We start from the raw sequence: 12,157 nt of genomic DNA on the forward strand, positions 1-12,157 counted from the left end.
GCGGGGACCCAGTGTTTGGCTAAGCACTCAGCGTCTCGGTGAGATCGCGCCAGCCGGGATTTGTTTCTTCAATCAGCCGCAGTTTCCATTGGCGGTTCCATTTTTTGATCTGTCTCTCACGCCGAAACGCCGCATCACGGGTTTCATGTGTCTCGAACCAGACCAAGATTCCCACGCCGTATTTCGACGTGAAGTCCGACCCTACCCCTTGCGCATGCTGCCAAGCCCGATGACCGATATTGTCGGTCGAACCTGTGTAGAGCGTCCCGTTTCGCTGGCTGGCCATGATGTAGGTGTAAAAGGCCAAATGCGGGGTCCGAAGCTAAAGCCTGGGTCCCCGCATCCGCGGGGATGAGCGGAAGAGGTAAGGTCGGTTTAGATCACATCCACAGGGTTGCCGGGTTTTCCAGCAGGTTCTTGATCTTCTGAACGAAGACAGCCGCGTCGTGGCCGTCGACGATACGGTGATCGAAGCTGGAGGACAGGTTCATCATTTTGCGCACGACCATCTGGCCGTCCTTGACCACCACACGATCGGCGATCTTGTTCGGGCCGATGATGGCAACTTCGGGATGGTTGATGATCGGGGTGTGCACCACACCGCCGAGCGTGCCCAGCGAAGTGATGGTGATGGTCGAACCCGACAGTTCCTCGCGCTTGGCCGAACCGTCCTTGGCGGCACCCGACACGCGGGCGATCTCAAGGGCGGTGTCATAGGCATCGCGCGCCTCGGCGTGGCGGACCACCGGCACCATCAGGCCGTTCGGCGTCTGGGCGGCAATGCCCAGATGCACGGCGGCGTGCTGGGTCAGGATGCCTGCCTCGTCGTCATAGGTGGCGTTGATGTTCGGCTGGTCACGCAGCGCCACGATGATGGCGCGGGCGATGAACGGCAGGACATTGAGCTTGGGCTTATCCGAGCCCTTGTTCTGGGCATTCAGATGACCACGCAGCTCTTCCAGAGCCGTCATATCGATCTCTTCCACATAGGTGATGTGGGGGATGCGACGGACGCTCTCGGCCATCTTTTCCGCGATCTTGCGGCGCAGGCCGATGATCTTGACCTCGGTCGTGCCTTCCGCCTTGGCATAGGGCGACGAAGCCGCACCGGCACTCGGCGCAATTACACCGCCGCGTGCCACGAAGGCATCAAGATCGGCGTGTTCGATGCGGCCAGCCGGACCCGAGCCCGGCACGAAGACCAGATCAATACCCAGATCACGCGCACGCTGGCGCACCGCCGGAGAGGCCAGCGGACGCTCGCCTGCCTTGCGGCCCGTTACAGCCGGAACCGGCTTGGCAGCAGCTTTAGGTGTAGCAACAGGAGCCGGAGCCGCCTTCGGGGCCTCGACCTTGGCTGGAGCAGGTGAAGCAGCAGCAACAAGTGCCGGAGCCGCAGTCACATTGCCCTTGCCCTCGACATCGAAGCTGACCAGCGGACCGCCGACCGGCAGGGCCTGACCAGCCTCGCCGTGCAGTTGCACCACCTTGCCCGCGACAGGCGAGGTCAGTTCAACCGTGGCCTTGTCGGTCATCACCTCGGCGACGATCTGGTCTTCCTCGACCATGTCGCCAACCTTGACGTGCCAACCGACCAGTTCAGCCTCGGCCGTGCCTTCACCAACGTCCGGCAGCTTGAACACATAGTTTCCGGCAGAGGCCGGAGCGACAACATCAGAGGCGACTTCTGCCTTCGGTGCTTCGACAGGGGCCGGAGCTTCTATAGCGACCGGAGCAGCGGCAGGGGATTCTTCCTCGGCGGCCGCATTGCCTTCGCCAGCGACCTCAAACTCGACCAGAGCGCCGCGCACGGGCAGCATCTCGCCCGCTTCGCCGTGAAGCTTGGTCACCTTACCGTCGACCGGCGACGTGATCTCCACCGTGGCCTTGTCCGTCATGACCTCGGCCACGATCTGGTCCTCGGTGACCACATCACCGACGGCAACGTGCCATTGCACCAGTTCGGCCTCGGCGGTGCCTTCACCAACGTCCGGTAGCTTGAATACGAAACGACCCATCTTAACGGCCTCCCGTCATGACAGATTTCAGAGCATCGGCCACACGTTGCGGGCCGGGGAAATATTCCCACTCGAACGCGTGAGGGTAGGGCGTATCCCAACCCGTTACGCGGGCGACAGGGGCTTCAAGATGATAGAAGCAGCGCTCTTGTACCAGTGCGCTCAGCTCGCCGCCAAAGCCCGAGGTTTTCGGCGCTTCGTGAACGATGACGCAACGGCCCGTTTTCTTGACGCTGGCCTCGATGGTTTCGATATCCAGCGGCACGAGCGTGCGCAGATCGATCACCTCGGCATCCACGCCAGCATGCTCCGCACCGGCCAGCGCGACCCAGACCATGGTGCCATAGGCGAGGATGGTCACGTCATTGCCTTCGCGCATCACGCGGGCCTTGCCGATCGGCACATTGTATTTTTCAGCCGGAACCTGAGCCAGCTCCTGCGCCTTCCACGGGCTGACCGGCTTTTCGTGCCAGCCGTCGAACGGGCCGTTATACAGGCGCTTGGGCTCGAAGAAGACGACAGGGTCCTCGTCCTCGATGGCCGAGATCAAGAGGCCCTTGGCGTCATACGGGTTGCTTGGGATGACAACCTTCAGCCCCGCAATGTGGGTGAACAGGCTTTCAGGGCTTTGCGAGTGGGTCTGGCCACCGAAGATACCGCCACCGTAAGGCGAGCGGATCACCATCGGACAGGTGAACTGGCCACCCGAGCGGTAACGCATCTTGGCCGCTTCCGACACGATCTGGTCGTAGGCCGGATAGATGTAGTCGGCGAACTGAATTTCCACCACGGGACGCAGGCCATAGGTCGACATGCCGATAGCGGTACCGACGATGCCGGTTTCCGAGATCGGGGCGTCAAAGCTGCGGGTCAGGCCATGCTTCTTCTGCAGATGGTCCGTCACACGGAATACGCCGCCGAAATAGCCAGCATCCTCGCCATAGGACAGGACGCTGGGGTCTTCGGCCATCTTCACATCCAGCGCCGAGTTCAGCGCCTGGATCATGTTCATCGGTTGCACGCCTGTAGCCGGCGCTACAGAAGCCGGAGCGTCCTTCTGGTCGGCCATATCGGCTTCAATCTTGTCGTTGATTTCGGCCATGCCATCAAACTCCCACTTCGCGGCGTTGCTCGACCAGACGCCAGTCTGGTTCGACAAACACTTCTTCGAACATTTCTTTCACGCTCGGGCGCGACTGGCCCAGCGTACCGATGGCTTCGGATTCCTTGGCCGCAGCGCGTACCTGCTCGACAGCTTCTGCCTCGGCGGCGGTCTGCTGCTCTTCGGACCATTCACCGATCTTGATCAGGTGCTGTTTCAGGCGCTCGATCGGATCGCCCAGCGGCCACTTCTCGTGCTCGTCGCCCGGGCGATAACGGCTGGGGTCGTCCGAGGTCGAGTGCGGGGCACCGCGATAGGTGAATATTTCGATCAGGGTTGCGCCCTGATTGGTACGCGCGCGCTCTTCGGCCCACGATGTCGCCGCCCAGACCGCAAGGAAGTCGTTACCGTCCACGCGCAGGGTCGGCAAACCATAGCCAATGCCCTTGGAGGCAAAGGTAGTTTCCATACCGCCGGCAATGCCTTGGAAGGACGAGATGGCCCACTGGTTGTTGACGATATTCAGAACCACCGGTGCCTTATAGACAGCCGCAAAGGTCAGGGCCGAGTGGAAATCGCTCTCGGCGGTCGAACCGTCACCGATCCATGCCGCAGCAATCTTGTTGTCGCCCTTATAGGCGCTGGCCATGGCCCAACCGACAGCCTGCACATATTGGGTGCCCAGATTGCCCGAGATGGTGAAGAAGCCATAGTCCTTGGCCGAATACATGATCGGCAACTGACGGCCTTTGATCGGGTCCGCAGCGTTCGAATAGATCTGGTTCATCATCGACGCCAGCGGATAGCCGCGCGCGATCAGCAGACCCTGCTGGCGATAGGTCGGGAAGCCCATATCCTCGCGGCTCAGGACCATACCCTGCGCCACGGCAATCGCCTCTTCGCCGGTGCACTTCATATAGAAGCTGGTCTTGCCCTGACGGTGGGCGCGGTGCATCCGGTCATCGAATGTACGCGTCAGGATCATGGCCTTCAGACCACGACGCAGGGTGTCCGGGTCCAGCTTCGGGTTCCACGGACCAAGCGCCTCGCCATTATCGTCAAGTACGCGGATCAGGCGGAAGGCCATGTCGCGCATTTGCGATGGCTCTGTACTGACTTCGGGGCGCTCGACAGCACCCGCATCATCCAGTTGCAGATGCGAAAAGTCCGGCTTGTCACCGGGGCGACCTGTTGGCTCCGGTACTCGAAGCGACAAAGGGGGCGTATTTTTCATTTTAATCCCGTCCGGTTAACCGCACGCGTTTCCTCAGAAACAGAGGCATAGCATGGCTCCCGCATGACTGCTCTTCCAAATATACCCTTGCAATAATGTGAAATAGGGTATTTTATTGCTCAATAATGCAATTTGGAGAACGCCTTTGGCCGACGAACTTGATCCCATCGACGCCCGCATCCTCGACATCCTGCAACAAGACGCCGGATTGTCGGTGGCCGAGGTCGCCGATCGCGTAGGCCTGTCGGCTTCGCCGTGCTGGCGCCGGATCAAGAGACTGGAGGATAGCGGCCTGATACGCAAGCGCGTAACGCTGCTAGATGCCAACTTGCTAGGTCTGGACTTTGAAGTCTACGCCATCGTGAAACTGTCTCTGCCGACGCGCGAGAACCTCGACATCTTCGAAAAGGCCGTGGCAAATTGGCCGGAAGTTGTCCAGTGCGCCACCATTACCGGCCGCGAGGACTATGTGCTGCGCATTATCACGTCCGACATGCACACCTTCGATAAATTCCTGCGCGATAAACTGCTGACGCTCGGCATAGTGTCCGACTGCGCCAGCCATATCGTAACGCGCGGCGTGAAAAATGTGACGACCCTGCCTCTGAGCATAATCACACCGCACGTTTCCTGATCAATCTTCATAGAGTTTGACATAATATGGCAAACGCCGTCCTTTCGGGGCGGCGTTTTTGCATTATCTAATGCCTATCCCCCTTCTCCTGCCCAAATAACAAGGAGCCAAGCATGATTGAACGGATCATCGAAGGACGCCGTCGCGATCTGGGCGGTTTCGAAGTTTCGCGCATTTTGCCGCATGCCCACAAACGCATGGTCGGTCCCTTTGTGTTTCTGGACCAGATGGGCCCCGCAGAATTCGCCCCCGGCTCGGATGCCATCAATGTGCGCCCGCATCCGCATATCGGCCTGTCGACCCTGACCTATCTGTTCGAAGGCGAGATCATGCACCGCGACAGCCTGGGCTATACGCAGGCGATCCGCCCGGGCGAAGTGAACTGGATGACCGCAGGCTCGGGCATTGTTCATTCCGAGCGCACCGATCCGCTAAAGAAGGCACAGGGCGGCCCGATGCACGGCATGCAGGCCTGGGTGGCCCTGCCCGTCGAGAAAGAAGAGATTGCGCCCTCCTTCACCCATCTGGGCGAAGACGCTCAGCCAACCTACGAGAATAATGGTCTGTTCGCCCGTCTCGTCGCGGGCGAAGCTTTCGGTGCCAAGGCGGGCACGCCGGTGGAATCCCCACTCTTCTATATCCATTGGGAGATGGCCGAAGGCGTCCGCGCCGCGCCGCCGCCACCTAAATCCAAGGGCGGCTATAGCGAGCGCGCCCTATTCGTTGCCAAGGGTGTGGTCGAGGTTGACGGGCGTACCTTCCATGAAGGTCAGATGGTCGTCCTGTCGCCACAGGCCGAACCGACCGTCACCGCCCTGCAACCCTCCAGCGTGATGGTTTTGGGGGGCGAGCCATTGGGTGAACGTCTGATATGGTGGAACTTTGTCTCGTCGTCCAAGGACCGCATGGAACAGGCCAAGGCCGACTGGAAGGCCGGAAGAATGAAGTTGCCGTCCGATGACGACCAGGAATTCATTCCGCTTCCCGAAGCATAAATGTCGCAAATAACAACCACATCCATCACATGATCACGGTTGAAGTGACCGTGCCGCGACTTCACTGTAGGAAGCGGCCTGTTTTTCGCGTCACGTCCCGAGGTCATCGAACCCGGCTTTTCGAGTTTTTGTATGTATAGCGTCCTCCCCCCGCTTTCTGGACACGTCGAGCTATTGCTCCGCAGTCTTTCACAGGCCAATGCGGCGGATCTGGCAGACCGTTTTTACACCACCCTGCTGACCGACGAAGAGGCACAAACCTTCCTGAGCTCCAGCTTGGTCGAAGAGCGCCTAAAAGCGTCACTGATGAAATGGGTGCAAGACATCTTCCGTCAGGAAGGCGAGCAGAAGGCTATTTTCGAAGAACACCAACGCAAGATTGGCGAGGTCCATGCCCGTATCAAGGTGCCGTTGCGTCTGGTCATGCATGGAGCCTCGGTTCTGAAGAGCCGCATGAGCGAGCTGGTACTGGAGAGTGACCTCAACCGCGCCGATGCGGCAAGGGCCATCATCCAAACCGACGCCCTGATCGATCAGGCCATCGCCATTATGAGCGAAGCCTATATGCAAGGTTCGATGCGCCGCGCACAGGTGGACGAATCCTACCGCCTGTTTGCGCTGGGTCAGGATATTGCCCACGAACGCGACGGCCAGATCGCCGCCTTGTTCGAATGGCTGCAAAATGTACTTTTCCAGATGTTTGACGGCTGCGTGTTGCAGCCGACGCCGCTGAGCAGTTCGCCCTTCGGGCTTTGGCTGACCCACCGTGCGGGTCTGATTTTTGATGGTTCACCCAGTCTTTCGGCCATCGAAGATATCATTGCCCGTGTTGATGGCAGCATCCTGTCGCGTCTGACAGAAGGGCACGAAGCCAAGAGCGACCTGACGATTCCGCTCGGGGAATTGAAGAATAGCGTTCAAGAGATCAAATTCCTGCTCAACGATCTGTTCCAGAGCGTTGCAGGACTGGAAAATGGTCGCGATCCCCTGACGCGGGCGCTCAACCGCCGCTTCCTGCCGACTATACTCAGCCGCGAGATTTCTCTGGCGACCAATAGTGGCACTCAGTTGAGCCTGATGATGCTGGATGTGGACCACTTCAAGTCGATCAATGACCAGTGGGGCCATTCGACGGGTGATGCTGTCCTGAAACAGGTGGCCGAGATCATTTCGGACAATGTGCGTCTCAGCGACTTTGTCTTCCGTTATGGCGGGGAAGAATTCCTGATTGTGCTGGTCGAAACCTCGGCCGAAGAAGCCCATGTGGTGGCCGAACGTATCCGCGAACAACTGGCCGCCCGCGAAATCCGCCTGCCCGCTGGCGGTTCGGTAGGCGTAACCGCCTCTCTAGGGATCGCCACCTTCCAGGACCATCCCGATTATAACGAACTGATCGAGACCGCCGACAAGGCGCTTTACGACGCTAAAAACGCGGGCCGCAACCGCACCATCGTCGCCAAGGCGGCGTAAACGAGCGTCCCAGAAGGATACCGCATAGAAAACGGCGCGCCCCTGATGGAGCGCGCCGTTCTCAATTCTTAAGCGCCCCTCAACTCGCCCGTAGGACGGTAGAAGCATTCGAAATGGGGCTCAACTAGCGCTCAGCGCAGTAGCCCCACTTCAATTAGGCCTGCATCGTCCAGCCTTCGACGCCCATGGCGGCTTGGCGGACGGCTTCCGAGCGGGTCGGGTGCGGGTGGCAGGTGCGGGCGATGTCTTCGGATGCACCACCAAACGCCATGGTCATGCAGGCTTCACCGATCAGCTCGCCAGCTTGCGGGCCAAAGATGTGAACGCCCAGAACCTTGTCGGTCGTAGCGTCGGCCAGAACCTTCACGAAGCCTTCGGTCTCGTGGTTGATCTTGGCGCGGCTGTTGGCAGCGAACGGGAACTTGCCCTTCTTGTAGTTCACGCCTTCGGCCTTCAGGGCTTCTTCGGTCTTGCCGACCCATGCCACTTCCGGCGAGGTGTAGATGACCGACGGAACCAGTGCGTAGTCCACGTGGCCAGCCTTGCCGACCATCAGTTCGATGGCAGCAACGGCGTCTTCTTCAGCCTTGTGGGCCAGCATCGGGCCGTGAGTCACGTCACCGATAACCCAGACGCCATCGGCAACCTTGAAGTGGTCATTGGCGATGAAGCCGCGTGCGTCCGGCGTAACGCCGACGGTTTCGAGACCCAGACCATGAGTGAACGGACGGCGGCCGATAGCCACCAGAACCACATCACCCTTGATGGTTTCAGCCGCACCGCCAGCTGCCGGTTCCACGGTCAGCTCGACGCCGTCCTTGGAGGTCTTGGCACCGGTCACCTTGGTCGACATCTTGAACTTCAGGCCCTGCTTGGTCAGGCCGCGCTGGAAGGCGGTGGCAACCTCGGCATCCATGCCTGCGCCAACCTTGTCGAGATATTCCACGACGGTGACTTCGGCACCCAGACGACGCCAGACTGAGCCCAGCTCCAGACCGATCACGCCCGCACCGATAACGACCATGTGCTTGGGAACCTTCGGCAGGAACAGAGCACCCGACGAGTCGATGATCTTGCCCTCTTCGAAGGCGACGCCCGGCAGCGGGGTCGGCTCGGAGCCGGTAGCGATCAGGATGTTCTTGGTTTCCAGAACGGTCTTGGTGCCGTCGGCAGCTTCGACTTCAACCTTGCCGGTGCCAGCGATCTTGCCATAGCCGTGAACGACCGTGACCTTGTTCTTCTTCATCAGGAACTCGATGCCCTTGGTCAGGGCCTCGACGCTGTCATCCTTAGACTTGTGCATTTGGCCAAGGTTCAGCTTCGGCTTCACTTCGATACCGATGTGCGCGAACTCGTTGTTGGCCTGTTCGAACAGTTCCGACGAGTGCAGCAGAGCCTTGGTCGGCATGCAGCCCACGTTCAGGCAGGTACCGCCCAAGGTCGGGCCCTTTTCGACGATCGCGGCCTTGAGGCCCAGCTGGCCCGCACGGATGGCAGCGTTATAGCCACCGGGACCTGCACCGATGATGACGACGTCGTAGGCTGCTTCGGCCATGGGATCCTCTGAGCATGAGATGCGCCTACACACATACGGGCGCGTTGATTGGGGGCTTAGGCAGACCCAGTCACAGGGTCAACCGCTAGCGCTTATATGGGCGCAGGTTTCGACCAATGCAAAGCGATGGTGTGGCCCTAGGGTGGCAAAAAAGGCCGGACTTTGCAGTCCGGCCTCTCATTTTGCCTGATCGGGGCGATCAGTATTTGAAGCGCACGCCCATAAAGACGTTGAAGCCGAACTTCTCGTACTCGTAGGTCCGCTCGCGGGTGCCGTAATATTTGACGCCCGCCGAGTCCGTCAGGTTCTTGGCCTCACCAAACACTTCGATACCGTTGCCGAAGTCATAGCTGGCGGTGAAGTCCAGCTGCTCACGGCCCTCGACCAGCAGGTCGAAGTCCGCATCATCGGCATTGATCTCTTCCAGATAATCGCTGCGCTTGGTGTAGCTGAGGCGCGCCGACAGACCGGCATTCTCGTAGAAGAAGGCGAGGTTGTAGTTGTTTTCCGACTGGCCCGGCAGTTGGAAGGTGTCACGACCGCCGTAGGCTTGCGCCGTTTTGATCTCGGCATCCGTATAGGTGTAGTTGGCAAACACACCGAAGTTGGACGCCCAGCCCGGCAGGAAGCTGAACTTCTGCTGCCAGTTCAGCTCGATCCCCATCAGGTGCCCTTCCGGCGCATTGATCGGGGTGGCAAACTCGGCATCGTACACCACGCCGTCAATCGTCACCTTGTCACCATAGACGAGGGTGTAACGATAATCCGACAGGTCCTTGTAGAAGGCATTGGCCGACAGAACGCCCAGACCGTCGAAATAATATTCCAGACCGAAGTCCAGATTGTTCGACAAGGTCGGCTTCAGGTCCGGATTACCGATTTCATAGCTGATGTCCGAACCATCGGTTTCCTCGACGCGACGCGGCACGATCTGGTTGAACTCGGGACGGTTGATCGAGCGGGTCAGGGCGAAACGACCGATCAGGTTTTCCGAGAAGCTGTGGCGCACGGTCAGGTTCGGGAAGAACTCGGTGTCGTCACGATCTACTCTGGCGACCGAATAAATTTCGTCGCCATTGGCATCCACGACGAAGCTGGGGGCCGAGCCTTCGAACTTGGTGTTCTCGACGCGCAGACCCACGGTGACGCTGGTGGCACCGCGATCAAAGCGGGCCTGACCATAGGCGGCCAGAATGTCTTCCTGTGCTTCATAATCGGAGACGACCGAGTCCGGCATGCGGCGGTCGGCCAGATCGCGGGCGCTGTCGAAATACGCGTCGACCAGACCGTTGTTGAACTTGTGGCCCAGCAGATAGTCGTAGTTGCGCGATTCCGTATCACCCAGCAGGTCGGCATAGGATTGCGACGGGCCGTCACCGGCGCGGCGGGTACGGAAACGCTCTTCGTCGGCGGTCACATCGCGGGTGCGGAACTTGCCGCCGAACTTCCACGTCACTTCCTGATCGCCAAAGCGCGACGGCAGTTCCAGGTTCATCTGGGCCGAGACTTCTTCCTGCTCGGTCGTGTTGGAGCGGTACGCCGTCTCGCGATAGCCGTACTGGCTGGCGTTCATATGCTCTTGCGTCGAGAAGATCGAATAGGTCGGCTCGTAATGGTCGCCCGTGAAGTCATAGGTCACCGAAGGGGTCAGCTTGGAGCGGAACAGAAGCTCGTTGCGGTTCGGATAGGACTGCTCGGTCGAGGCCCATGACAGGCTGCCGTCCAGCACAGCGCCATTACCAAAGATATGCTCGCCACCGGCGGTCAGCGTGGTGATCTCGTTGACCTGCGTGCGGTGGCGCAACTGGCGCTCGACCGTCACATTGTCAAAGGTGGCTTTGCGGCTGTTGGAGCCGGCAACCATGTCGCCTTCGTCATAGGTCAGCAAAAGCTGGTTGCGGTATTCGTCGTCCTCGAACTTGGCGAACGAACCGCGCGCCCACAGACGGGTTGCATCATTGGGACGGAACTCCAGACCGCCGGTCAGCGCCTGACGGGTGCGCTCGGTCTCATAGTCCTTGAACAGGCTTTCCTCGAGGGCGAAGATTTCATTACCTTCTGGCGTTTCCATCTTGGTCCAGCCGCTTTCGACATTGTCGGGGCGGCGATTGGTTTGGGAATAGGAATAGGACAGCAACGCGCCGAACTGCTCGTTCGCACCAAACACGTTGGAAGCGGTCAGGCCGCCACGGATGTCCTCGCCGCCATAGTCATTATAGCTGACACCCCCATAGCCGCTGAGGCTGCGGCGACGGCTGTCGAACGGCGAGCGGGTCTTGATATTGACGGCACCGGCAATCGAGTCCGCGTCCTGCGACGGCAACAGCGTCTTGGAGACTTCGACGTTCGAGACGATGTCCGAAGGCAGGGTATCAAGGTCAACCGCGCGCGTGCCGGGGTCTACCGACGGCACGGCCACACCATCCACCGACACCGCCGTAAAGGCCGAGGGCGCACCACGGACATTGATATAACGACCTTCGCCCTGATCGCGTTGGATGGCGATACCGGCCACGCGTTGCAGGGATTCGGCGACGTTAGGATCGGGATAGCGGCCAATGGCATCCGCCGACAGGACGTTGATCGTGCCGTCGGCATTGCGCTGCTGGTTCAGTGAGCGGGCCACACCTTCGGTAATCACGCCATTGACCACCACATCGGCCACCGAGGTCGCTTCCGAAGCCCCTAAGGTCAGTACGACCGAAGTCATCTGGCCGGACTGGACGCTTACCGAACGGGTCGCTGTCGGAAGGCCGATATAACGGGCCTGCAGAACCACCTGACCGGATACGCCGGTCATGTGGAACTCGCCCTGTGTATTGGTGACCGCGCGGCGGCCTTGCGCGGTGACTTCCACACCGGGAAGCGGCGCGCCATTGGCGTCGGTCACACGACCATAGACGCCCTCGCCAGCGGGAACAGCCGCAGCAGTCGCCACGAGGCTGTCGGCCTGTGCGGCCCGCGGCAACACAGCCATACCCAAGACCAGCGGCGTTACAGCCGCGCCCACGAGCAGTTTCAGTTTCATTTGTGCAGCATCCCCTAGCGGAGCCCGTATGGCGCTCCGGTGTTCAGGGGGCTGACTAATTGCCGGCTGCAACGGGCATATGAGGATTTGACGAAACAGAATCGTCGTTCTTGAAACACGT

General features: G+C 59.9%; 9 protein-coding genes. 3 read left to right on the forward strand and 6 right to left on the reverse strand.

Going from position 1 to position 12,157, the window contains the following annotated elements; genetic code table 11:
- Positions 1-19: 19 nt before the first annotated feature.
- The 4 genes from WEU32_RS14360 to WEU32_RS14375 all read right to left on the reverse strand — a co-directional run bounded on the left by WEU32_RS14360 (position 20) and on the right by WEU32_RS14375 (position 4,354).
- Positions 20-307, reverse strand: a complete 288-nt coding sequence (locus tag WEU32_RS14360; protein WP_406852372.1) for a GIY-YIG nuclease family protein — start codon at positions 305-307, stop codon at positions 20-22.
- A 73-nt stretch (positions 308-380) separates the two neighbouring features.
- A complete protein-coding gene (locus tag WEU32_RS14365) occupies positions 381-2,018 on the reverse strand; it encodes a 2-oxo acid dehydrogenase subunit E2 (RefSeq protein WP_406852373.1) in 1,638 nt (545 codons plus the stop codon).
- A gap of 1 nt (position 2,019) precedes the next feature.
- Positions 2,020-3,087 carry an alpha-ketoacid dehydrogenase subunit beta gene (locus tag WEU32_RS14370; protein WP_406853462.1) on the reverse strand — a complete coding sequence of 356 codons (1,068 nt, stop codon included), beginning with the start codon at positions 3,085-3,087 and terminating at the stop codon, positions 2,020-2,022.
- Positions 3,088-3,124: 37 nt separating this feature from the next.
- A complete protein-coding gene (locus WEU32_RS14375) occupies positions 3,125-4,354 on the reverse strand; it encodes a 3-methyl-2-oxobutanoate dehydrogenase (2-methylpropanoyl-transferring) subunit alpha (RefSeq protein WP_312138351.1) in 1,230 nt (409 codons plus the stop codon).
- A 145-nt stretch (positions 4,355-4,499) separates the two neighbouring features.
- On the opposite strand from WEU32_RS14375, the gene WEU32_RS14380 reads away from it, so the two are divergent.
- From WEU32_RS14380 to WEU32_RS14390, 3 genes are all read left to right on the forward strand, one after another.
- Positions 4,500-4,988, forward strand: a complete 489-nt coding sequence (locus tag WEU32_RS14380; protein WP_312138352.1) for an Lrp/AsnC family transcriptional regulator — start codon at positions 4,500-4,502, stop codon at positions 4,986-4,988.
- 113 nt (positions 4,989-5,101) lie between these two features.
- Positions 5,102-5,983 carry a pirin family protein gene (locus tag WEU32_RS14385; protein WP_406852375.1) on the forward strand — a complete coding sequence of 294 codons (882 nt, stop codon included), beginning with the start codon at positions 5,102-5,104 and terminating at the stop codon, positions 5,981-5,983.
- Positions 5,984-6,157: 174 nt separating this feature from the next.
- Entirely contained in the window at positions 6,158-7,453 is a 1,296-nt protein-coding gene (locus WEU32_RS14390; RefSeq protein WP_406852376.1) for a diguanylate cyclase, read from the forward strand.
- 154 nt (positions 7,454-7,607) lie between these two features.
- Here WEU32_RS14390 and lpdA read toward each other — a convergent pair whose 3' ends face one another.
- Both lpdA and WEU32_RS14400 read right to left on the reverse strand, forming a co-directional pair.
- On the reverse strand, positions 7,608-9,008 hold the full coding sequence (gene lpdA / locus WEU32_RS14395) for a dihydrolipoyl dehydrogenase (protein ID WP_406852377.1): 1,401 nt from the start codon (positions 9,006-9,008) through the stop codon (positions 7,608-7,610).
- Positions 9,009-9,207: 199 nt separating this feature from the next.
- Positions 9,208-12,036 carry a TonB-dependent receptor gene (locus tag WEU32_RS14400; protein ID WP_406852378.1) on the reverse strand — a complete coding sequence of 943 codons (2,829 nt, stop codon included), beginning with the start codon at positions 12,034-12,036 and terminating at the stop codon, positions 9,208-9,210.
- Positions 12,037-12,157 lie beyond the last annotated feature (121 nt).

This window comes from Brevundimonas sp. BH3 (genome assembly GCF_045345115.1).
In the GTDB taxonomy this organism is placed as follows: domain Bacteria; phylum Pseudomonadota; class Alphaproteobacteria; order Caulobacterales; family Caulobacteraceae; genus Brevundimonas.